At 49.3% G+C, this 23,183-nt stretch carries 21 protein-coding genes; 11 read left to right on the top strand and 10 right to left on the bottom strand.

The annotated features are described in order from the left end of the window. Positions 1-40: 40 nt before the first annotated feature. Positions 41-388: an SUI1 family translation initiation factor gene (locus tag KXJ70_RS12925; RefSeq protein WP_219043927.1), complete on the bottom strand. Its 348-nt coding sequence runs from the start codon at positions 386-388 to the stop codon at positions 41-43. Between the two features lie 86 nt (positions 389-474). Between KXJ70_RS12925 and KXJ70_RS12920 the strand changes: the two genes are divergently transcribed. Continuing rightward, entirely contained in the window at positions 475-693 is a 219-nt protein-coding gene (locus KXJ70_RS12920; RefSeq protein WP_219043926.1) for a SlyX family protein, read from the top strand. 54 nt (positions 694-747) lie between these two features. On the opposite strand, the gene KXJ70_RS12915 is transcribed toward KXJ70_RS12920, so the two are convergent. After that, the gene (locus KXJ70_RS12915; protein ID WP_219044228.1) at positions 748-1,008 is read right to left on the bottom strand and encodes a cold-shock protein; all 261 of its coding nucleotides are present in this window, start codon (positions 1,006-1,008) and stop codon (positions 748-750) included. Between the two features lie 426 nt (positions 1,009-1,434). Between KXJ70_RS12915 and KXJ70_RS12910 the strand changes: the two genes are divergently transcribed. Next, positions 1,435-4,050: a PAS domain-containing sensor histidine kinase gene (locus KXJ70_RS12910; protein WP_219043925.1), complete on the top strand. Its 2,616-nt coding sequence runs from the start codon at positions 1,435-1,437 to the stop codon at positions 4,048-4,050. 66 nt (positions 4,051-4,116) lie between these two features. On the opposite strand, the gene KXJ70_RS12905 is transcribed toward KXJ70_RS12910, so the two are convergent. The 5 genes from KXJ70_RS12905 to KXJ70_RS12885 all read right to left on the bottom strand — a co-directional run bounded on the left by KXJ70_RS12905 (position 4,117) and on the right by KXJ70_RS12885 (position 10,037). Further along, positions 4,117-4,326, bottom strand: a complete 210-nt coding sequence (locus tag KXJ70_RS12905; protein ID WP_219043924.1) for a cold-shock protein — start codon at positions 4,324-4,326, stop codon at positions 4,117-4,119. Positions 4,327-4,643: 317 nt separating this feature from the next. Continuing rightward, positions 4,644-7,511 (bottom strand): valine--tRNA ligase, encoded by a 2,868-nt coding sequence (locus KXJ70_RS12900; RefSeq protein WP_219043923.1) that lies wholly within the window; start codon positions 7,509-7,511, stop codon positions 4,644-4,646. A gap of 170 nt (positions 7,512-7,681) precedes the next feature. Further along, complete coding sequence (locus tag KXJ70_RS12895) at positions 7,682-8,107, bottom strand: hypothetical protein (protein ID WP_219043922.1); 426 nt, start codon at positions 8,105-8,107, stop codon at positions 7,682-7,684. Positions 8,108-8,113: 6 nt separating this feature from the next. Continuing rightward, complete coding sequence (locus KXJ70_RS12890; protein ID WP_219043921.1) at positions 8,114-8,536, bottom strand: DNA polymerase III subunit chi; 423 nt, start codon at positions 8,534-8,536, stop codon at positions 8,114-8,116. Between the two features lie 19 nt (positions 8,537-8,555). Further along, entirely contained in the window at positions 8,556-10,037 is a 1,482-nt protein-coding gene (locus KXJ70_RS12885; RefSeq protein WP_219043920.1) for a leucyl aminopeptidase, read from the bottom strand. Between the two features lie 357 nt (positions 10,038-10,394). Between KXJ70_RS12885 and lptF the strand changes: the two genes are divergently transcribed. Then, positions 10,395-11,507: an LPS export ABC transporter permease LptF gene (gene lptF / locus KXJ70_RS12880; protein WP_219043919.1), complete on the top strand. Its 1,113-nt coding sequence runs from the start codon at positions 10,395-10,397 to the stop codon at positions 11,505-11,507. Then, complete coding sequence (lptG, locus tag KXJ70_RS12875; RefSeq protein ID WP_219043918.1) at positions 11,500-12,561, top strand: LPS export ABC transporter permease LptG; 1,062 nt, start codon at positions 11,500-11,502, stop codon at positions 12,559-12,561. The genes lptF and lptG overlap by 8 nt, the downstream gene beginning before the upstream one ends. An 8-nt stretch (positions 12,562-12,569) precedes the next feature. Here lptG and KXJ70_RS12870 read toward each other — a convergent pair whose 3' ends face one another. Continuing rightward, entirely contained in the window at positions 12,570-13,115 is a 546-nt protein-coding gene (locus KXJ70_RS12870) for an RDD family protein (RefSeq protein WP_219043917.1), read from the bottom strand. Between the two features lie 66 nt (positions 13,116-13,181). Continuing rightward, positions 13,182-13,670: a hypothetical protein gene (locus KXJ70_RS12865; protein WP_219043916.1), complete on the bottom strand. Its 489-nt coding sequence runs from the start codon at positions 13,668-13,670 to the stop codon at positions 13,182-13,184. Between the two features lie 177 nt (positions 13,671-13,847). On the opposite strand from KXJ70_RS12865, the gene KXJ70_RS12860 reads away from it, so the two are divergent. Both KXJ70_RS12860 and KXJ70_RS12855 read left to right on the top strand, forming a co-directional pair. Further along, complete coding sequence (locus tag KXJ70_RS12860; RefSeq protein WP_103683491.1) at positions 13,848-14,525, top strand: response regulator transcription factor; 678 nt, start codon at positions 13,848-13,850, stop codon at positions 14,523-14,525. Beyond that, positions 14,512-15,885, top strand: coding sequence for a sensor histidine kinase (locus tag KXJ70_RS12855; RefSeq protein WP_219043915.1), 1,374 nt, complete (start codon positions 14,512-14,514; stop codon positions 15,883-15,885). The genes KXJ70_RS12860 and KXJ70_RS12855 overlap by 14 nt, the downstream gene beginning before the upstream one ends. A gap of 24 nt (positions 15,886-15,909) precedes the next feature. On the opposite strand, the gene KXJ70_RS12850 is transcribed toward KXJ70_RS12855, so the two are convergent. Beyond that, on the bottom strand, positions 15,910-16,515 hold the full coding sequence (locus KXJ70_RS12850) for a hypothetical protein (protein WP_219043914.1): 606 nt from the start codon (positions 16,513-16,515) through the stop codon (positions 15,910-15,912). 156 nt (positions 16,516-16,671) lie between these two features. On the opposite strand from KXJ70_RS12850, the gene KXJ70_RS12845 reads away from it, so the two are divergent. The 5 genes from KXJ70_RS12845 to KXJ70_RS12825 all read left to right on the top strand — a co-directional run bounded on the left by KXJ70_RS12845 (position 16,672) and on the right by KXJ70_RS12825 (position 23,177). Beyond that, on the top strand, positions 16,672-17,712 hold the full coding sequence (locus KXJ70_RS12845; RefSeq protein ID WP_369409787.1) for an AraC family transcriptional regulator: 1,041 nt from the start codon (positions 16,672-16,674) through the stop codon (positions 17,710-17,712). Positions 17,713-17,924: 212 nt separating this feature from the next. Further along, on the top strand, positions 17,925-19,124 hold the full coding sequence (locus tag KXJ70_RS12840; RefSeq protein ID WP_219043913.1) for an acetyl-CoA C-acetyltransferase: 1,200 nt from the start codon (positions 17,925-17,927) through the stop codon (positions 19,122-19,124). A 132-nt stretch (positions 19,125-19,256) separates the two neighbouring features. Continuing rightward, positions 19,257-21,419 carry a 3-hydroxyacyl-CoA dehydrogenase NAD-binding domain-containing protein gene (locus KXJ70_RS12835; protein ID WP_219043912.1) on the top strand — a complete coding sequence of 721 codons (2,163 nt, stop codon included), beginning with the start codon at positions 19,257-19,259 and terminating at the stop codon, positions 21,417-21,419. A gap of 167 nt (positions 21,420-21,586) precedes the next feature. Continuing rightward, positions 21,587-22,789: an EAL domain-containing protein gene (locus tag KXJ70_RS19580; RefSeq protein WP_219043911.1), complete on the top strand. Its 1,203-nt coding sequence runs from the start codon at positions 21,587-21,589 to the stop codon at positions 22,787-22,789. After that, positions 22,764-23,177, top strand: coding sequence for a gamma-glutamylcyclotransferase family protein (locus KXJ70_RS12825; protein ID WP_219043910.1), 414 nt, complete (start codon positions 22,764-22,766; stop codon positions 23,175-23,177). Before KXJ70_RS19580 ends, KXJ70_RS12825 begins: the two co-directional genes overlap by 26 nt. Positions 23,178-23,183 lie beyond the last annotated feature (6 nt).

The raw sequence follows: 23,183 nt of genomic DNA, 5'->3' as shown, positions 1-23,183 counted from the left end.
TTACAGTGCTTTTGTGTGCTGAATACTAACTTATTAAACCCTAAGCCCCAGATAGTTTGACGGTGTATCCTTTTGCCTCTAAAAGCGTTTTGAGGGCCAGTCGATGATCTCCCTGAAATTCTAGCTCGCCGTCTTTGATTGCACCGCCTGTACTGAGTTTTTGTCTCAGCTCTTTGCCCAAGGTTTTAAGTTCTGCAGTGCTTAGTAATATCCCGCTTGCGATGCTGACCCCTTTACCTTTCCGGCCCTTGGTTTCGCGGCGGATACGGACGATCCCGTCGCCGCTGGGCGCTGCATTGTCAGTGTTTTTGCAGCTGCATTCGGTGTTGGCGTGGCCGCAGTCGGGGCAGCGGCGACCAATATCGGTAGAGTAGACAAGTCTAGACACGAATTTCTCCTATTTAACGCTGTGATGATTATAATGGCATCGCCTTTGTTAGGGCTATTTGAGTGTTAATTTTTAGGGAGCCTTTAATGGCCGATGATGTAAGTGCAGCGCTGATCGATGTGCAGACCCAGCTGGCGTTTCAAGAAGACATGTTAAATGCATTAAATGAGCGTGTGGTTGCGCAAGATCTTGAAATACGTAATTTGCGACGTACTTTGGAGTTGCTGCACGAGCAGATTCAGCAAAAAAATAGCGCGGGTGAGGGAGCGTTAACACACGAGCTTGAGCGCCCGCCACATTACTAATCTTGAAGGAAGAGTGGCAATGCCGAGGCACTGCCACCGGTGCGATGAGCGGTGTTACTTAACGATGGATACTTCCTCTGCTTGAGGACCTTTTTCACCCTCGCTCAGTACAAACTCGACGGTTTGCCCTTCGTTTAGGCTGCGACGGCCGCGACCTTGGCCGCGTATCGAGCGGAAGTGAACAAACACATCACCGCCCGCGTCGCGGGTGATAAATCCGTAGCCTTTGCTCACGTTAAACCATTTAACCGTACCGCGTTCGCGTTGACTTTTAAATTTGTCTGCTAGTGCTGGAAGGCTAGGCGATAGGAGCATAGCAAGAAGTATTGCTAGTGTAATAACTGCCGCCGGAATGGGACTGCTTACATTAATACCTAGGAAGTGGAGCGCTGCAATGCTCAAAAAACTTAAGATGGCCAAAAATATAATTCTAATTATCAGTAACATAAAGATCCAAAAATTGCTAAAAGTGGAAAGAACCTACCCGTAAAGTGCAGGTGGGGTTTATACCCGCGCGCAATTATAGCATTGGTATACGATCACGTCGCGGGATCTGGGATCGGTGCCCATGTAAGGCAAAATGGCCTAAATCCTTACAAAGCGACGGGCCTTTTTACCGCTTAGATTTTGTCCTGCTAGTGGAAAATACGAATAGTTCTTATCTTCCCTTAAATCCATTATATGGAATTGTTGAGTGGTGGCTTAGCTGCTAATTAAGCGGGATAGAAAAGGGACATATTGATGCGCGACTGGATTGAATCCAGAGAGGCGAAGCTTAGCACTAAGAAGCATCAGGCCATACTCAACACCGCGATTGTGGTTCTCAGTGCGCTGATGTTTATTTTATTTGCCAATCAGGCCTATGTTCTTAACAGGCTGGCGGCGAATTCATCATCTGGCGTGCCATTAAGCCTGTTGCAGCAACGCAATGCGGCTTTGCTTGAATTAGATAACGTCTTAGCCCGAGGCAATGTTATCCATGAGTTTGCCACGGCGTACATCGTCAATGATAAATTTCAAGCAGATATTATTCGCAATCGTCTATTGAAGGGACAAGAGCTCTTAATGGGCGACGTTTTGCAGCAGTTTTCCCAGCCCCATTTGCAAGAAATAATGCATGTGCTGGACCTGTATATATCATATCAAGCCGAGGCCGTGGAGCCGCTGGCGGGCGTACCCGTTCCCTTGAACCCTCAGTTTGACTCTAAAAAATTATTGGACGGCTTGCAGCGTCTGTGGGCAAAGCAACAGGAAGCGGAGGCGGTCGCGGCAGCATCGGTAATCAAGGATCAATTACTTTGGCGGCAGCAGAGCCAGCTTGTCCTTACTTTGCTATTTCTGTGCATGGCACCATTGATAGCAGGTATATATGTCTCTAGAAAGTTCGCGAGGGAGCATCAAGACATGCTCTGTACACGTGCATACTTCAATCGCCTTGTTTACACCTTGCCGGGAATAGCGATTATAACCAACCGCGACGGCGAAATTTTTTCGGTTAGCCAGTCCGCGGCGGAGTTCTTGAAACACAGCCGCGATGACCTTTCGCGCATGCAAATGGCTGACATTTTGCCAAAGCGGTTTCAGCAGCAATATGAGCTGTATTGTCGAAACTATTTAGACACCAGCGATGGCAGGGGCACTCAGTATATTAAGGGGCGTGAATTGCTCGTTCTGAATGCGGATGGCCTCGAAATACCTGTAGAGCTTAGGTTTGGCGATTTTGACAGCAACGAGGGCCAAGTATTGGTGGTTTGCCTACAGGATGTCTCTGAGCGTCGGCATCTGTATCAGCAATACGAGCACGCACAGAAGCGCTTTGAAATGGCAATGATGGCGTCACGAGATGGCTTGTGGGATTGGGATCTGACCACTGACTCGGTATTTTTTAGCGCTGCGTGGCTCAGCATGATAGGTATTCGTGGCGGGCAGCCACTAGATGGCCATGTTGTATTTGAAGACAGTATTCACCCGGAAGATAGGCCGCGGGTAAAAGAGGCTATACGCAAATTCATCAACAGTGACCAAACATTGTTTCGCGATGAGCACCGTTTGCGACGTCGCGACGGCACTGTCTGTGACGCGGTAACGCGTGCTTGTGCGCAGCGGGATAGCAGTGGTCAGGTTATCCGAATTGTGGGCATGCACTCGGATGTAACTCACTTTAAAGAAACCGAGCGCGAAGTGAGACGCTTAAATCGCAATCTCGAAGACCGTGTGCGCCTGCGAACGCAACAGTTGGAAGCAGCACTGCTGCGGGCCGAAGCAGCAAATCGAACCAAGGCGACATTCCTGGCTGTTATGGGCCATGAGATAAGAACGCCAATGAACGGCATCATTGGTATGGCAGATTTACTGAGTAAAACCAAGGTCGATCAAGAGCAGTGGATGATGGTCGATACGGTGCGGCGTTCTTCAGAGAGCTTACTGGGAACCTTAGACAATATACTGGATTACTCAGCCCTTGATTCTGGTGACGTTGAGTTGGAGGCCGAAAGTATTCAATTGGTGGAATTTGTCGAGGGCGTAGCTGATGAATATGCTGAGCGCGCAAGCAAAAACAAGCTCCGATTCATTTTGCATGTTGACCCGAGTGTGCCGACAGCGGTTTTCGCCGATGCGCCGCGCTTGCGTAAAATTTTGGTTAATTTATTAGATAATGCCATGAAGTTTACGAACTCTTTACATGGCGAAGGGCTTGTTCAATTACGCCTTAAAGCCGCAAATAGTGTTTCTGGGCCACGACAGCGTGTCGAGTTTGAAGTGATAGACAACGGTGTCGGTGTGTCGCAAGAAATACGTAAACAGTTATTCAAGCCGTTTATGTTTGAAGAAAATAGCCGTGCTCGTCGTTTTGGTGGTACCGGCCTTGGCTTGGCCATCTCCAGTCGCTTACTGGGTTTGATGGGCGGTGAAATTTCACTAGATGATCAACACCAAAATGGGAGTCGTTTTGTATTCACGATACCCTTTACTGTAGACACCACCTCGAAGCGCATCCCTATTGATGAGGCTGTGACTATACTGGCTTGCTTGGCTAACCCTTTGTTAAAAGCGTCGGTACATGCGGCCTTAGCTTTGGGTGGTCAAGACGCCTATTGGCTCAGTTCTACCGCGGAGCTGGCCGCGCGCCTGTCCATGGTAAATATCGAGACAACGGTGCTTATACTGGCTGAAGGTGAGAACAGTGATTTGGCTGAGTTTTGCTCAGAGCACGGCGTGCGAATTATTTATATCTCACCTAGACCTCTTCGCATACAAGCAAGAGATCCGCATAAAGTGTATAGCGATCCCGTGCTGCCTTCGGCATTAACGAGGGCGGTGGAGTACCGACCACGGCTTGCGGTGGAAGCATTCTGAGTTTCCGGTTTGGCGCGAGGGCTAAGTAAGCTGCCGCTCTTTTGCTCTAGAGTGTGTTGCCGCCGATTAAACTTTTGTGACGTCTTCGGCTTGCAGGCCTTTGGGTCCGTCAATCAGGGTGAATTCAACTGTTTGCCCTTCGTCTAACGTGCGATAGCCTTCACCGCGAATAGAGCGAAAGTGCACAAAGACATCGCTGCCTTCACTGTGGGTAATAAACCCGAACCCCTTGGCATTGTTAAACCACTTAACTGTACCGGACACGCGGTCGCTCATTGCTCTTCCTCATTGAGTTGTTAAACAGATAGGGTGAAAACAGGACGAAATAGTGAATGCTGGCTTGCTGTCGGAATGTAGTATACGTATCGAGTGACTTAAATCTTAGGGGGGAGTTGGCCCCAAAGCAGTGATTACTGCGAGGAGCGGGCGGTGTCAGCACATTGTATCTGGGTGTAACCATCACATCACGGCGAATAATAAACTTGTCGTGAGTTCTACTATAACGGCTTTAGCGATTTTGTCTATGCCTTGGCTATTTATAGTAGAACTAGTAGGCCTTCAACATCATGTTGAAGGCCTACTAGGTTGCAGCTTTATAGTGCTTGAATGGTTTGAATTTGTTCACTGAGTTTTGCTAAGGCAGCTTGTTGAACGGCGAGTTTCTCCTGCTCTTTCGCGACCACATCCGCCGGCGCCTTGTCCAAAAATCCGGCGTTGCCGAGCTTACCTTGCAGGCGTTGGATTTCCTTGTCCAATTTTTGGATCTCTTTTTCTAAGCGGGTAATCTCGGCGGCCTTATCGATCAAGCCTGACATGGGTACTAGCACTTCCATGGCGCCAACTAACTGGGTAGCTGACATAGGTGCTTCGTCTTCGCCTGTTAGCCACTGAATGTTATCGAGTTTAGCGAGCTTGCTGAGTGATTGACGGTTGCTATTCAGGCGTCGTAAATCTTCATCACTGCCATTTTTTAATAATAGCGATAGGGCTTTTGACGGAGGTACATTCATTTCGCCGCGAATGTTGCGAACAGCGAGAATGACCTGCTTCAGCCATTCGACATCGGCTATGGCGGCGTCATCAATTTTTTCATTTTCGGCTAGCGGATAGGCTTGCAACATAATGGTGTTGTCGCCAGCGTTGAAATTGACCCCTGCGATGGGGGCGACCTGTTGCCAAATTTCCTCGGTGATAAAGGGCATAAAGGGATGGGCCATGCGCAGAGTGGCTTCAAGTACCCGAATCAACGTACGGCGAGTGCCACGTTTTATTTCGTCACTTGCATTGTCATCCCACAGTACCGGCTTAGATAATTCTAGGTACCAGTCACAGTAGTCGTTCCAAATAAACTCGTAAATTGCCTGAGACGCGTGATCAAGTCGATAGGCTGACATGGCGTCCGCGACAGTTTGCTCGGTTTGTTGGAGGCGGGAGATTATCCAGCGATCGGCAAGACTAAGCTCAACAGCTTCGTTGTTTGCACCGCAATCCTGACCCTCGGTATTCATAAGTACGTAGCGGGCTGCGTTCCAAATCTTGTTGCAGAAATTGCGATAGCCTTCCAGTCTGCGCATATCCCAGTTTATGTCGCGCCCCGTTGAGGCCAGCGAAAATAAGGTGAAGCGCAGGGCGTCAGTGCCGTGGGCGCCGATGCCTTCCGGGAATGTGTTGCGGGTAGCCTTGGCGATTTTTTCAGCCAGCTGTGGCTGCATCATATTGCCGCAGCGCTTTTCTAGCAGCGCGTCTAATTCTATGCCATCAATCATATCCAGCGGGTCTAAAACATTGCCCTTGGATTTAGACATTTTTTGGCCCTGTTCATCTCTGATTAGGCCAGTCACGTAAACGGTTTTGAAAGGCACTTGGGCCGCGCCGTTTTCGTCTTTATTAAAGTGCATGGTCATCATGATCATTCTGGCAACCCAGAAGAAAATGATGTCGAAGCCGGTTACCAACACGTCTGTCGGATGGAAGTTTTTGAGTCGCTCGGTCTGCTCAGGCCAACCCAAGGTTCCGAAGGTCCAAAGTGCGGAGCTAAACCACGTGTCGAGCACATCGTCGTCTTGGCTCAGTGCCAGGTCGGGAGATAATTGATATTTACTGCGGGCTTCAGCCTCGTCGCGGGCGACATAGATATTTCCCTCCGTATCATACCAAGCGGGAATGCGGTGACCCCACCAAAGTTGCCGCGAGATACACCAGTCTTGAATGTCGCGCATCCAGCTGAAATACATATTTTCGTATTGCTTGGGGACGAATTCGATCCGACCGTCTTCCACGGCTTCAATTGCGGGCTTGGCCAGCGCCGCTGTGGCAACAAACCACTGATCGGTCAGCATCGGTTCAATCACTAATCCAGAGCGGTCTCCGCGCGGCACTTTTAAGGCGTGATCGTCTACTTTTTCAAGTAGGCCGGCGGACTCAAAGTCCGCAACAATCGCTTTCCGCGCCGCGTAGCGGTCTAACCTTGCGTAGTTTGCGGGCAGGGTTTTATTAATGTCGGTATTTTCGGAGCTGTCGCTATTAAAAATTTCCGCTTCGTCGCGGATGGCGGCGTCTTTGTCGAGGATATTAATCATCGGCAATTTGTGGCGCTGACCTACCGCGTAGTCATTAAAGTCGTGGGCGGGGGTGATTTTTACACAGCCGGTGCCGAACTCACGATCAACGTAATCGTCGGCGACAATCGGAATAAGGCGATTTACCAGCGGTAGCGCGACAAATTTACCGATCAGCGCAGCGTAGCGCTCGTCTTTTGGATTGACCGCTACTGCCGTATCGCCAAGCATTGTCTCTGGGCGTGTGGTCGCGACGATTAAATAGTCGTTGCCATCTGTGGTGGTCTCGCCATTTGCTAAGGGATAGCGCAGATGCCACATAAACCCTTTTTCGTCGGTGTTTTCGACTTCAAGGTCTGATATCGCGGTGTGCAGTTTGGGGTCCCAATTTACTAATCGCTTGCCGCGGTAAATAAGTTTGTCGTCGTAAAGGCGAACAAAGACTTCCTGTACGGCTTTGTAGAATCCGTCATCCATGGTGAAGCGTTCATGGTTCCAATCTACTGATGCACCTAGACGGCGAAGCTGGCGAGTAATGGTACCGCCGGATTCTTCTTTCCATTCCCATACTTTTTCTAGAAACGCGTCGCGGCCGAGGTCGTGACGGGTCTGGCCAGTTTCAGTCGCAAGTTTGCGTTCGACCAGCATTTGCGTAGCGATACCGGCATGGTCGGTGCCGACCTGCCAAAGTGTGTTGTGCCCCTTCATGCGGTGGTAGCGGGTGAGGGCGTCCATGATGGAGTCTTGGAAGGCGTGTCCCATGTGTAAACTGCCGGTGACATTCGGCGGTGGGATCATAATACTGTAAGAGTCGCCCTTGCCCTGGGGAGAAAAATAGCCTTTTTCTTCCCAATTCTGGTACCACTTGGTTTCTATGTCTGCGGGCTGAAATGTCTTGTCCATTGGATCTCTGTGGGGTGTTAGCCTGCTTTACAGGTCATGTTAGTGGCGTTGCAGGGGCTGATTGACCTTGCGGTTCAGCCGCATGTTGCGACGATTTAAAAGTGGACAAGTATACTGATTTTTCGGCGGACTGGCTAAAAAGAAGGCTGGTTTGGAGTGAACTTCTTGTGTTATTTGTCGTGACGTAATTGGGAGTACCAGCGCTCTAAAATAGTCTCGTCTAAACTGAGTAAACGCCTGCGAAGTTGTGCTTCTATTTCCGGCATCATCGAGTCGATTACTTCCTGCATGAAAATTTCCCGCTCGTAATTACCGTCGTTCCTGTAATTGGATTCGTAATTGAGTTCGTAACTTGGTGTGACTGATGTAGCCACAAATTCATCTATTTCTACGCCGTCGGTAATGTATTCGCTCAGCTCGCCGTAGTCCGAGTCGGTGCTGTGGTCGCTGATGTTTGAATCATCGAATGAGGGGCTTAGGTCGTCAATAATATCGTCAAGGAGGGGGATGGCAGATAAGTCGACGCCCCGTTGCTTACGTAAAACGGCTTTTAGCTCTTCCAGTTCACCCAACAACGGGCCTTTGTCATTCGCCATTGGGATCTAACCTTTGATGGTGTGAGTTTTAAGCGGGTAGCCGCGGTTTTTATAGAAGCTGTAACGCTCACGCGACGCGCTTAGCTTGCCCTCTTGTTGACTGACGATTTCCGCTAGACGTTTAAACCGGCTGAAAAAGCTTGGTACTTCCAGTGCAAGGTTAACCAATACATCGCAGTGTTCGCTAGCGTGTTCGCCGCAGCCGACTAAGACGGAGTTTTGGTCAGCGGGATGGCAGCTATGAGGGATAAAACTTTCTTCGCGATACTGCCAGAGCATCCTGTCTAGGATTTCTGTTGTTTCCACATCATCGCAGTGCAAATACACCTGATGACCGGCTCGCCATGCTTTTTCGGTGAGGCGGCATGCATAAAGCATAGCCGCCTCTGCGTCCTGCAAGCTAAGAATATGAAAATCAATTCGCGTCATTGCGTGTATCTGCTAGCCACTACTTGCCGGCTTTGCTAGCGAGGTATTGGCACAGTAGACCGACAGGGCGGCCAGTGGCTCCTTTGTTCGCACCGCCGTGCCAAGCCGCACCGGCGATATCGAGATGCGCCCAGCGATAGTCTTTGGTGAAGCGAGACAGGAAACAGGCCGCAGTTACACTGCCTGCTTCCGGGCCACCAATATTGGCAATGTCAGCGAAATTGCTATCTAGTTGAGATTGGTAGTCGTCCCACAGGGGCATATGCCACGCGCGATCTTGAGCTAGGCGACCTTGTTCGAGTAATTCTGCGGCGAAGTCGTCGTCATTGCTGAATAATCCGGCGGCATGTTTGCCCAGCGCGACCACGCAGGCACCGGTAAGTGTTGCGATATCGATTACCGAGGCCGGTTTGAATTTAGCTGCATAAGTAAGTGCATCGCAAAGTACCAGGCGACCCTCGGCATCGGTATTGAGAACTTCAATGGTTTGCCCGGACATGCTTGTCACCACATCGCCTGGTTTCGTCGCGTTGCCATTCGGCATGTTCTCAGCTGCCGCGACAATGCCGATCACATTTAGCTTTAAGTCCATCTCAGCGACAGCGCCCATGGTGCCGACAACGCTGGCTGCACCACACATATCGTATTTCATTTCATCCATTTTCGCGCCGGGTTTTAAGCTTATGCCGCCGGTGTCGAAGGTGATGCCTTTGCCAACCAAAACATGGGGCTTGTCAGATTTTTTACCCCCCTTATATTCAATAACAATAAGTCGTGCAGGTTGATCACTGCCAGCTGAGACCGAGAGCAGTGAATGCATACCCAGCTGCGCCATTTTCTTTTCGTCGAGCACACTTACCGTGACGGATTCGAATTTGCGGCCCAATGCGCGGGCTTCGTTGGCAAGGTAATTTGGTGTACAGATGTTGCCGGGCAGATCGCCGAGGTCTCGCGCGACGTTGACACCTTTACCTATACTGAGGCCGGCGTGAACCGCGCACCGATTGGCATCGGTATTGGCAGCCTGTAGGGTTGCTCGCTTGATTGTGAGCGGTGGTTTGGGTTTGCTGACCGTTGCGGTGTAGCGATATCCGGCGGTTGTCGAAAGAAGCGCGATACGCTGATATTGCCATGACTCAGTGCGATGGCTAACGCTGAGGCCATCCAGCATGATGCTAAAGTCTTTACAGCTCGCACTATTTGCACCTCTAATCGCTGCCGTGATGATTTTATCGAATTCACTGTCTTTTAGATCGCCGCCGTCACCTTTGCCAATAAGCAGTAAACGCTGTGCTTTTAGCCCGCTGACCGCCGGTAAATATAGTGTCTCGGCAATTTTTGCACTAAAGTCACCGCGCTTAATGATATTGCTAATAGCGCCGCCGCTGGCGGAATCTGCGGCCTTTGCGATGTCGGTGCTAAGTGCCCGATCAATGATAAGAATCAGGCAGTCGGTGTTTACTGTGGTGACATCTTTGCAGGGCTTTAGACTAATTTGCATTTATATACTCGCAGGCAATGAACAGATTGGTGATAATGCACGCCGTCATATTGCTTAATAGTGTGTTCGCGGCATATCGCGTAGCAATGAAGGCGTGATATCGATGTATTCTCGTCTTAGTGTAAAGGGTATCATCGTGACGTGAAACAGTTACGGGTGTCTTGGTGAGCTGCTAGGCGGGGTATTTTATCTTTTGGCAGCGAAGAGAAAACGTTTTAACTGCTCTGTAATCTTTGTTTACTTCCTAGAGTAGATTCTTAAATTACTTGGTTTTACGTATATTCGTGTTTGCCAAGGCAAAAATATGGTGCTTGGTCGGCGATTGAGTACTAGTACGAGCGGTGGAGAGATAGTTGTTTGATTTTATTTAGGTACCTCGCTAGCGAAATGCTCAAGACGGTGTTTGCCGTTACTCTCACTTTGCTTGTTATTATTATGAGTGGGCGATTCGTAAAATACCTCGGTCAAGCTGCGTCGGGTGATTTTGCGCCCGATGTTTTGTTTTTGGTGATGATGTACCGCCTGCCAAATTTTCTGGAAGTTGTGCTGCCACTCGGCCTCTTTATCGGCATTCTTCTCTCTTATGGGCGTCTTTACGTCGACAGTGAAATGACCGTGATGAGTGCCTGTGGCATGAGTCGACGACGCCTTTTGGCCTATACCCTCATTCCCGGCTTCTTCACTGCGGCCATTGTTGGCTACGTTAGTCTAATCGTCACTCCCTCTGGTATACAGGCTTACGTCGACTTGCTTGCGGAAAGTCGTTCGGAAATTGGCGTGAAGGCTGCGGTAGAAGGGCGTTTTCGAGTCGATAAGGCCAGTGGACGGGTAACGTATATTGAACGTGCCAATCGCGACGATCAAACGATGGAGGGAGTCTTTATAGCTCAACCCGAGCCGATTGTAGATGGCGGTCGGCCCTTGGTGTCGCTGGTCACTGCTGCTCAGGGACGTTTTGAAATAGACAAGAAGTCCGGTCAACGCTACTTGGTATTAGACGATGGCGTGCGTTATGTAGGGCAGTCTGGATTTATGGACTACCAAGTAACAAGTTTTAGTCAGCTTGATCAATTGCTTCGCGATTCAGAAGTTAAAACCTATCGTCAGGAATTAGACGGCAAGGACACGGCAGAGCTGTGGGGGTCTAATAAATTGGAGGATATCGCGGCGATTCAGTGGCGTATCTCCCTTGCTCTCTTGGTGCCGATAGCGGCCATTATCGCCGTATCGCTGAGTAAAACTGATCATCGTCGCGGACGCTACGGCAAAATGTTCCCCGCCTTTATGATTTATATGGTGTATTTGGTTTGCCTTAATGCGATTCGCGATGCAATTGCCAAAGGAGAATGGCCAGTATTCCCTGGTATGTGGATAGTGCACATCGTGTTTTTGTTATTGGGTTTGATTTTGTTGTACCGAGACAGTATGTGGCGCCACTGGTGGTTAAGCTGGAGGCGTCGACGTGGCTAAGCTTAATCGCTATATAGGTAGGACCGTCGCCGGCGCAATTATTTTGGTGCTGCTTGTGATCGTCGGACTTGATTTGTTGTCGTCGCTGATTGACGGCCTCAAAGAAGTGCGCGGCGATTATACGTTTTGGTCAGTGCTACAGTATGTAGGCTTGACGTCGCCGGGTAGTTTTTATGACTATCTTCCCTTTGCGGCCTTGGTGGGGTGTTTAGCTGGCTTGGGATCGCTGGCGAGCAGCAGTGAATTAATCGTGATGCGCGCCGCGGGAGTGTCGACTCGCCAGTTAGTCTTCGCGGTCATTAAGCCTACCTTAGCTATCACCATATTAGGTTTGTGCGTCGCGGAATTTGTTGCACCTGTATCACAGCAAATAGCGGAAAGTCAGCGCGCAGTTGCGCTGCAAAAAACCCAGAATATTCATTCCCAGCATGGTATGTGGCACCGCGAAGGCCAGCAATTCATGCATTTTAATGCAGTGCAGCCCAATGGGGTGTTGTTTGGTGTCAGTATTTTCAACTTCGATGATAAGCGGCAATTAGAGCGTAATATCTTTGCTGAGCGCGCTCACTATATTGATGGTGCGTGGACATTGGAGGCGGCAAAGGTCGTTGATTTAACATCGAAGGGTGCTAAGTTTGAGTTTGTGCCCCAGTTGCCGTGGGAGAGTGGTTTGTCTCCGGAGCTGTTGAATATTCTTGTATTGGACCCAAAAGATTTATCAATTAGCGGATTGTGGCGATATGCCAATTATTTGAAAAAGCAGGGATTAAATGCGGGCGACTATGAGTTGGCATTTTGGAATAAGCTGCTTCAACCGCTCACCATTATGGGCATGGTTCTCGTTGCTATTTCCTTCATATTTGGCCCATTGCGAAATGTAACAATGGGTTTTAGGGTCTTTGTAGGTGTGATGGTGGGGATTGTTTTTAGAACCCTGCAAGATATTTTGGGGCCGTCCAGCATGGTCTATGGTTTTGACCCAATTTACGCGAGTATTTTGCCGATTGGCATTTGTTTTGTCGCAGGCACCCTTATGTTAATGAAAAAAGCCTGAGCAATTACTCAGGCTTTTTTCTTGTCTTTTGGTATTGAGCGCAATACTGTTTTTGAGGCTAGGTCATGCCATGAGCGGCCTTCCTTATCTAACCATATCCACCAGTAGCCTAGCCCACCTGCAGTAAACGATACACCCGCGACAAGCACCCTAATAACGCATTGTGACCAACTGGGTTTGCCACCGCTGACACTTTCCAGTTTTATACGCCAAGCTTGCATACCAAGAGTTTGACCACTTTTGCGCCAGAACCAGCCGTAAAAAAGGATAATCAGTGCGACCAAATAAACTCGATAAATCCACCCCTGCATCGGGATGTTAAGTTCGTGTACAACACTGTCATTCGCAGGTTTGGCGGCGAACATTTCTGGGCTGAGTATGTAGGCCGGAATTAAGGTGGCGACAAATAGAACCGCAAATAGTAAAAAGCTGTCGTAAACGATGACGGCGAGTCGACGGAAAACGCCAGGCGGCCCTTGCTGGATAATAGGCTTGGTGTCTTCAATAGCATTGGTGTTGGAGGGGGTAGCGGGCTTTTTAACTTTTGGCGGCATTGGCGGTAGATCCACATCAGAAACCACCACATTGTAACAGGGCCTAACTCAAATGGTGTAGCTAGCTTAAAACGCCAACGCTAAACCGAGGGTGATTGAATCGCTGCTTAAATGGACTTTGTAATCAGCGTCATACTCGGTGAACTGTGAGACTGCAACCCGACCCTCTTCATCGGGTAGAAAGCGTTTTGCGCCAGCGCTGCGATTGTGAAACGATTTATACAGCGCCTTTATACCCATTTTAATCAAGGCTTTACTGGCATCACTGCCGTGTTTCGCGTTGTTTTGCTCCATCCATACGCGATTGAATCGCGCTTGGTTGGCGTTAAAGGCTTGGAATTTACCAGTACTTTCATCGCGTTCGATACAGAACGTGATTGTTGGGCGATAGCTAAGCTTTTCGTGCCGTGGCAGGGTGATGTCATTGACCGATTCTTTGCCCCAATTATCACCAAATGCTGTGCAGGGCAGCAAGCCGCAGCCCAGTAGGATCAAATAATGAAGCTTGCTTACATATTGTATAAGACAGGTGCACACATTTTTTATATTATTCATTGCTGTTAGTCTCCCATGTCGGAGCTGTAGCTGTTGGAAAAAAGTGTACGCGCCCCCATACTAAGGGTGAATAAGTAGATGTACTTCACCAACTTAGGTCTTTCATCGATGGGTGTTTCGCTGTGTGAAAGACATGGCGCAGCGAAGCCATAATAAAAACGGAAGGGATTAGTATAGATGCGGGTTTTATTGATAGAAGATGATGCGAGCGTAGCGGAATATATCGTTAAAGGCTTGCGTGAAAGTGGGTATCAAGTTGAGCACGCGGCGGATGGCAAAACCGGTTTGGTGAAGGCAACTACGGAGCAGTACGACGCGCTTATCGTTGACCGTATGCTTCCCCATGTCGACGGATTAACCATTATTCAAACCCTGCGCGCGTCGAATGACAGCACGCCAGCGCTGATCTTGAGTGCATTAGGTGAGGTTGATGATCGCGTGAAAGGGCTTAAAGCCGGTGGTGACGATTATTTAGTAAAGCCATTTGCCTTCGCAGAGCTGTTGGCTCGTATCGAGGTCATCTTGCGTCGCCAGGAAGCGGGATCAGCTGTAACTCGGTTAAAGGTAGCCGATTTAGAGATGGATTTGCTGGCACATAAGGTTACCCGCGCCGGCCAGCCTTTTAATCTTCAGCCCCGGGAATACAAATTATTGGAATACCTCATGCGTCACGCCGGTCAGGTAGTGACCCGCACAATGTTGCTAGAAAACGTGTGGGACTATCACTTTGATCCTCAGACCAATGTCATTGATGTTCATATCAGCCGCCTGCGCCAAAAAATAGACAAAGGCTTTGATAAACCCTTATTGAACACAGTTCGTGGCGCTGGATATATGTTGGATGATTCTCAGTAAAATTTTTACCAGTTTTACCTTCCGCTTTTTGGTCAGCTATGTAGCTTGGCTCAGTGTCGCCGTATTTATGGTGCTGGCATTGATCTATGCGTTTATTGCCTATGATTTTTTTGCCAAGGTTCACGAGTCTGTTGAAACTGAACTTAAAGATTTAAGTGCCGCATACGAGAGCGGTGGTGAATCTGCGGTCGACGCCTTTGTAAAGTCCCATAGTGGTCCCGATCGTCTTATTCGATTTTTTTACTACGTGGGTGATGAAAACCTTAATAAGATTGCCGGCAGCCTCGATCAGTGGCCGGACAGCGAGGAATACCGCAATGGCTGGCTGGGCTTCAGTTTCGAATCATTAACCAGTGGTCCAGATTCGACCGGTACTGAGTTTATAGCGCGCTCTCGCCAGTTGGCGGGGGGGGAACATGTATTAGTTGCACGCCATTATGCTGATGTGCTGAATAGTACCAAGCTAGTGGGCGGGGCATTAACCCGCAGCATGGTCGCCACTATCCTGCTGGGCACCATTGGTGGCGCCATCGTTACCGCGCTAACACTGCGACGCGTCGATAATATAAATATCACGCTGCGTCGGATTATGACGGGTGATTTGTCGGAGCGTATCGATACCAAAACCAGCAGCGGTGATTTTCTGCGCCTGTCTGAAAGCGTAAACCAAATGTTGGACCGGATTGAAGCGCTAATGACGGGAGTGCGACAGGTCTCGGATAATATTGCCCACGATTTGCGTACACCTCTGACTAGGCTTCGAAATAAGCTCAGTGAGCTTCACGAAAGCTGTGATGATCCCGCCAGTCGAGACCAACTGGAAAGTTTGATAGAAGAGGCCGATGGTTTACTGGGTACGTTTAGCGCATTGCTTCGTATTGCGCAGGTGGAAACGGGGCATAGGCGCTCAGGGTTTGCCGAGGTTGATTTGTGCACCTTGGTGACCGATGTTATTGAGCTTTACGAGCCGTTGGCGGCTGAAAAGGAACAAACTTTCCACACCGGTTTGGCCAAAGTGGGTAGCTTCAATGGCGACCGCAATTTGCTATTCCAGGCTGTCGCCAATCTGGTAGATAACGCGATTAAATATACCCCTGAGGGTGGTCGGGTCCAGGTTAATCTCGCCGTCGAGGGCAGCATTGTCAGAATAGAAGTGGCTGACAGTGGTATAGGTATCCCCGAAGAAGATCGGGAGAGGGTTTTTCAGCGCTTTTTTAGAGTTGAACACAGTCGCAGTCGTCACCCAGGCAATGGCCTTGGCTTGAGCTTGGTGCAGGCAGTGGTGCGTTTACACGACGGCTATATTGAATTGAAAGATAACAATCCTGGTTTGCGGATAGTGCTGAGGTTTCCGCGGTAACGTTGGAATCGGCTAGGTGGACGTTTATTGTAGGCTAAGATGTTCGGTATTGGGCACTCGGTAATTAAGCTCTGGTTTTTTGTCTAGGAGTGGGGTGCCAGGTCCGCATAAGCTCAAATGACTAAGGGACTTTTGCGGAGGATTTTCTTTGGGTGCCGGCGGTAATATGGTACTTCCCACTGGCGCTACGCTGATATGATCGGTGTCAGGTGCGGGCACCGGTATCGAGTCGTTGCTGCTTAGGTTTTCACCGGAGTCAGCGACACTAAGGTGATCAGTATCGGGTGCTGCGACGGCAGGCCTATATCGTTCGTCCTCACTGAGCACGGGTGTGCCGTTTGGACACAGGTTTAGCGTAGCAGGGGTTTTGTCAATTTGCGGGACGTCTGCTGCTTGTGCTGAGGTCACTGCTTTGGTGATTACGCCAATACTTTCGAAGGCATTTTGGTAGCGCTCAAGCTCAGCTTGATTTAGGTTTTTACGGACGCGGCTCGGCTTCCCACAGAGCAACTTGTCGACTTGCTCGACAGGGCGTTTAAATAGCGTGGCGAGCTTACTAACGGCGATATTCCGATCCACACCAGGGGCGGTATCGCCAGTCATTAGTAGGTCGAATTGAGCGTCAGTCATAGTAGTGATTATGGCAGTTTATAAGATCAATTCAATATAGTTGATAATTATGCGTTTAATGGATATTACTGCTGCCTGTAATTCAGCGATGCTAGACTACACATAATAGATAAAACGCCTAGGAGAAATCTGCTGAGTAATATTGATTTAGAAACCGTGCCGACCAAATTTGCTCGGTCGCTGTTGAACCTTGCCGCGGAGAGAGGTTACGACCACAGCGGTCTCTTAACGGTTGCTGGAATTGGCTTTAACCCGCTGAATAGCCGGTCTGCAGGCTATCAAGCCAATATTTCTGCGATGCAATATACCAAGCTATATCAGCAAGTGATGAGCCTTTTGCAGGATGAGGCCTTTGGCTTAATGCTTGGCCAGAGTGTGACGCCGGGTGCGTTTCGGATGATGTGTTACTGCATTATTGGCTGCGAGAATTTGGAGAAGGCGATAAAGCGCGCCTGTGAGTTTTTTCGTACCTTCTATGATGCCGATGCCCAAATTTACTTAGATACTCGCAAAGATAGCGCGATCGTCGGCTATGGCAGTATTAAAAAAGGCTTTGCTGGCGATAAAGTCGACATGGCCGACCTATATGGCTTATCGATTTGGCACCGGTTTTTTTGCTGGCTGGTTGGTAGCAATATCGAACTAAAAGAAGTGCGATTTGCGGGCCAATCACCATCGGGTAAAACCCGTGTCGAAAAATATCAGCAGCTGTTTTCCTGCCCGGTGTATTACGGCCAGCTTCGAGATGAGTTCGTATTTGATACCCGCTACCTGAGCTATCCGCTGGTTCATAATGAGCGCACATTAAAAGAATTTCTGCGCACTGCACCGTATCCCCTAATGGTGATGAGTGGCGCGCGGGATGACGGCAGTCTCGTGGCGAGAGTCAGAGCGATGATCGGCCACGATTTTTCGCAGGGATTTCCTAGTTTTGAGCGCATTACAGACGCCTTAAATATGTCGGCACCAACCCTGCGTCGTCGTCTTAAAAAAGAAGGTACGACCTTTCAGCAACTTAAGGATGAGTGTCGTCGAGACGCTGCAATGGCCTATCTCGGTAACTCTGAGTTATCGATTAACGCAGTGGCTGCCCTAATGGGTTTTACCGATCCCTCTGCATTTCACCGCTGTTTCAAAAAATGGACGGGCACCACGCCGGGCGAGTATCGCCAACAAGAGCGTGAAAATAGCCGTTAGGGAATGGCGCTAGCTCAGTCCATTCAGCGCAGTCTTTATTTGCTGCCGTTGTCCTTACTTTGTCATAAGTCATTGTTTTAAATTCCTTTTCAAAAATTCTGTCAGTGTGTTGACCGAAAATGTCATTGTCTTAAAACCGCCTGACGGCCATTGTGCGTTCCGTGGTAGATAGCTTAAGCGATAACATTCATCTCAGTTTGACAGGATATTCCATGACAGAAGCATTTATATACGATGCGATTCGTACACCGCGTGGCAAAGGTAAGCGCGGAGGTTCGCTCTATGAGGTTAAGCCAATCGATTTGGTGACCAATCTCTTAGAGGCGTTAAAAGAGCGCCACGATCTGGATACCTCTAAAGTCGAAGATCTGATTTTAGCCTGCGGCGAGCCGGTAAAAGAACAGGGGCAGAACATCGCCAAAGCGGCGTTGGTGTATTCGAGCTGGGATGATGTAACCACAGGTGCACAGCTGCATCGTTTTTGCGCCGGCGGTTTAGACGCGGTGAACATGGCGGCGGCAAAAGTCGCTGCGGGTTACGAAGACTTGGTTGCTGCGGGCGGCGTGGAGTCCATGTCTCGTCTGGGAATCGGTGCCAGTGGCGGCGCAACAGGCGACCCCTGGGTGGCGATGAAGAGCTATTTTATTTCCCAAGGTCTTGGCGCGGATATGATCGCAACCATGGACGGGTTCAGTCGTGAGGATGTTGACCGCTATGCGGTGATGTCACAACAGCGTGCAGCATTGGCTAGAGACAAGGGCTATTTTACATCGATAGTACCAGTCAAAGATTTTAACGGTGTGACGATTCTTGACCACGATGAGTTTATTCGTGGCGACACCAACTTAGCAGGCTTAGCAAAGCTAAAGCCTGCCTTCCAGATGTTTGACGATTTCGGTCACGGCGGTGTGGCACGCCTGAAGTATCCTGAATTGGAAAATATCCACTGTGTGCATACCCCGGGAAATTCCTCTGGCATCGTCGATGGTGCTGGGCTGGTATTAGTGGGCAACGAGCGGGCTGGCAAGGAGCAAAATCTGACGCCAAGAGCACGTATTTTGAGCTGCGCATTAGTCGGCACTGAACCCACTATCATGCTAACGGGGCCTGCACCGGCCACCGAAAAGGCATTAAAAAAGGCCGGATTAACAGTCGACGATATAGATTTGTTTGAACTGAATGAAGCTTTTGCCTCAGTTGTGCTGCGCTATCAGAAAGTGCTGAATATTCCAGACGAAAAAATCAACGTTAACGGCGGCGCAATCGCGATGGGGCATCCGATTGGCGCGACCGGTGCGATGATTCTTGGCACCTTATTGGATGAGCTTGAACGTCGGAATTTAAAGCGCGGTGTGGTCACGCTATGTGCGGGCGGCGGCATTGGTATTGCAACGGTTATTGAGCGAGTTTAAGCACTTCTTAACCGTAAAGTAACGACATGGAATCACTTAGCTAGTCATTCGGCTTAGGTGAATAAGCTAAAGAAATAATGGTAGCCGAGCTTGAACTGATCGCGGCTACCGGCAGAGCAGAGAGAAAATATCATGGCATATATTCGCTTGGAAAAAGATAGCGACGGCATTGTAGAGTTGATTTTTGATCAGCCCGGTAAAGCAGTAAACACCATGGGGCGGGAATACGACGAGGCGATGCGTGCGACGATCGTTGAATTGCAGGCCATGGTAGCTGAGGGTGGCGTAAGCGGTGTGTACGTGCGCAGTGGTAAGCCTGGGCAGTTTTTTGCTGGTGGCGATATCAATGAAATGCTGGATATGGATTTAAATCCCAGCGCAGAAGAAAAAACAAAAATGTACGAGGGGGTGATGGCGACAAAAGCACCTCTGCGTCAGCTCGAAACCCTAGGCGTACCCGTGGCGGTGGGCTTGAATGGTCCGGCACTGGGTGGCGGTTTTGAAATAGCCTTGGCCTGTCATCACCGTGTGGCGATACAGGGTGTCCAAGTGGGCTTGCCTGAGGCGATGATAGGTCTCATGCCCGGCGCTGGTGGTGTCGTGCGCATGACCTACTTGCTCGGTATGCAAGAGGCGATTGGCCTTATTAGCCAAGGACGTCGCTTAAAGGCTGATCAGGCATTAGCGAAAGGTTTACTTCATGAATTAGCGACGGATGAGGCAGATATGCACGCCAAGGCAAAGGCATGGATTAAAACACATGCCGACGCCAAGCAGCCCTGGGATCAAGACGGGTTCATTATTCCCGGCGGCGGGCCAGATGAGCCGGCGAATCAGGGCTTAACTTTTTTTGGCCCAGCAAATGTAATGGTACAAACGAAGAATTTGATGCCTGCGCAAAATGCGATTTTTGCCTGTGTAGTCGATAGCGCAAAGGTAGATTTTGATACTGCCCAACAGATTGAAGGGCGCTATTTTTTGAGTTTGTTACTAGATCAAACCGCCAGAAATATGATGACGGCATTTTTTGTGCAGATGGAAGCCTTGAATAAAGGCGCGAGTCGGCCTGATGTCAGCGAGCGCTTTAAATGTAAAAAGTTAGGGATCCTAGGCGCGGGACAAATGGGGGCGGGTATTGCGACGGTTGCCGCCCAGAAGGGTATTCAGGTTGTGCTAAAAGACATCAGCCAAGAAAATGCAGATCGCGGCCGCGGTTACGCGGAGGCCTTTTTTAACAAGGGTCTCGCCAAAGGTAAGTTGACCGAAGACGTGATGAATAAGTGCATGGCCTTGATTCACGCGACAGCGGATTACAACGATCTTGCTGACTGCGATATAGTGATCGAAGCGGTTTTTGAAGATCGCGGTATTAAAGCAGCCGTCACTGCCGAATGCGAAGCTGTGTTGGCGAGCGACAGTGTGTTTGCTTCAAATACCTCAGCGTTACCGATCTCTGAATTGGCTCAGGCCAGTGTGCGGGCGCAAAACTTTATCGGTATGCATTTCTTTTCTCCCGCAGAGAAAATGCCCTTGGTGGAAATTATTCGCGGTGTGCAAACCTCTGATGAAACTCTTGCGAAGGCCTTTGATCTTGCGCAGCAGCTTGGTAAAACGCCGATTGTGGTTAATGATGCACCTGGCTTCTTTACCACTCGTGTCATCAGCAAAACCGTCACCCAAGGCGCTATTATGCTAGAGGAGGGGGTGAATCCGGTTTTGATTGAATCCGCTGCGCGCGACAACGGTTCTCCGGTTGGTCCGCTAGCGGCCATCGATGAAATTAGTCAAGAAACCGCTTATAAAAATGGACAGCAGGCTAAAGCCGACACCGTCGCGCAGGGGCGTGAATGGCATGACAACGCGGCATCGCGGGTCTTAGATCGCATGGTCGTTGAATTTGGTCGCAAGGGTAAAATCCACGGCGGCGGCTATTACGAATACCCCGCAGGCGGCAAAAAACACATTTGGTCCGGTTTGAAAGATGCCTTCGCTAAGAATGGCTATACCGATATTCCCTATCAAGATATTAAAGATCGCCTCACGTTTAGTCAGTGTTTAGAGGCGGTGAAATGTATGGAAGAAGGCGTAATTGACGTCGTCGGTGACGGTAATATTGGCTCGATTATGGGTATTGGCTTCCCCGCGCAAACCGGCGGAGTCTTTCAAGCCATAAATGCCTACGGTTTAAACGCCTTTGTTGCCAGGGCTAGGGAGCTAGAAGCGCGGTATGGCTCCGACTTCAGCGTGCCGTCCTTGTTACTTAGTCGCGCTGAGAGTGGCGAATTGTTTCGCTAAGCGAGTTTTTAGCAAGGAGACTAAGACCAGCGCAATGCTGGTCTTTTTTTTAGATTAATCGTCTAAGCTGTTACATGGGTTAGATTTTTTAAGGAAACAGTACTTGTAAAATTGTTTTTGCTTAGTTACTTTGTTAATTCTTACAAAGGTTCTATAGCGGAGTGGAAGTGCAGTATTTTCCGTGTTTTCAGCCAATAATCGATATTAATAAAATGTCGATTGTTGGATACGAAGCGCTAGCTAGGACGCGATCGCAAGATGGACAAATCGTTTCGATTGGGGCTTTATTTAGTGACCCCAGCTTCAACCGCGCCGATCTACTTGGTATTGATCGCAGCGTTCGTGAACAGGCCATAGCCTACCTTTCCGAAAGTCCGCACAACGTTTTTCTATCATTAAATTTATCGCCGGAGTGGATGGATCACGTCGCCGATGATATGCCAGTCCCGACCCTTGAAATGGCGAAGAAGTTGGGTGTAGATCCCAGTCGAATTCTTATTGAATTCGTTGAAGGGGCGGGTGATAACAAGAATATGCAACGCTTGCTAGCGCGTTATCGCGCTGCTGGAATGCAGGTTGCTATCGACGATTTTGGCGCGGGGTTCTCACATCTAGATCGAATTATTTCGCTTGAACCGGATATCATAAAATTAGATATGAGCCTGTTTAAGCGCGCCATGTCTGGTGGGGTGTCTCAAGAAGTGGTGCAGAGTATTGCCTATTTAGCGCGGCGCACGGGTAGCAAACTTTTGTGTGAAGGCGTCGAAACTGAGCAAGAGTTTTATTTTGCACTGGAGTGCGGCGCGCGCTACGTCCAGGGCTATTTTTTTTGGCCAGCTCTGCCAGAGTTTATAGATTCCAACGCCCCCAAAGAGATCATTCGCGGCCTACTTAAAGGCTATGTTGAACGCAATTTAAACCGCGAAAAGCAGTTGATGCTGTATACGGAAGAAATGGAGTTCTACTTTCTTTCGATCCAATCGGCGTTGAAAGGTCACAACTTAGAATTTAATAACTTAGCGGCACCACCAGATGGCATTTTAAGAGTGTTCGTCTGCGATTATAGTGGCGAGCAAATTTCGCCAAATTACGAAGTGGCAAATGATCGGGGTGAGCGAATGTGGATTGTCGACAATGCTAATGTAGGTTCAAATTGGTCGATGCGCCCATATTTCTATCAGGCCTTGGCAGCAAAGCAGTTGCGGCAGAGGAACCAGGTTGCCTCGCAACCTTATCGAGATGTTCGCAGCGGACGACTCTGTCAGACCATTGGCAAGATGTTGTCTGGCGATAGGGTGTTGTTTGCTGACATCCTCTGTTTTGGCGAGGATGACAAAGACAATTATGGCAATAGTTTTTACTTACGGTAGCTTAATGTGTGACGACATAATGGCTGCGGTAACAGGACAGGCATTAGCGTCAGAATCTGCATCATTGAATGATTTTGCACGCTACGCTGTTCGAAATGAGGCTTACCCTGCCATCGTCCCTGAGGCGTCCGCTAAGGTGCAGGGCCGTATTTATTACGATGTGAATGATTTGGGCTTAGCACGCCTGGATTTATTTGAGGGCGACTGGTATTCGAGAGTTGCGCTTAAGGTAGAAGTGCATGGAGCGCCAGTCGAGGCGCAGACCTATGTGTTTCGAGATGAATGTCGCCAGCAACTGGCTGCTTGGCTCTGGGACTTTGAGTACTTTATGGAGCACGGAAAGCAAACATTTACTGCCGAGTATTTAGGGTATCAACGCCTAGGCTGACGATTT

This window comes from Zhongshania aquimaris, assembly GCF_019312595.1.
GTDB lineage: Bacteria > Pseudomonadota > Gammaproteobacteria > Pseudomonadales > Spongiibacteraceae > Spongiibacter > Spongiibacter aquimaris.
Note: the sequence above shows the minus strand (reverse complement) of the source record. Positions and strands in the feature narration are given on the sequence as shown.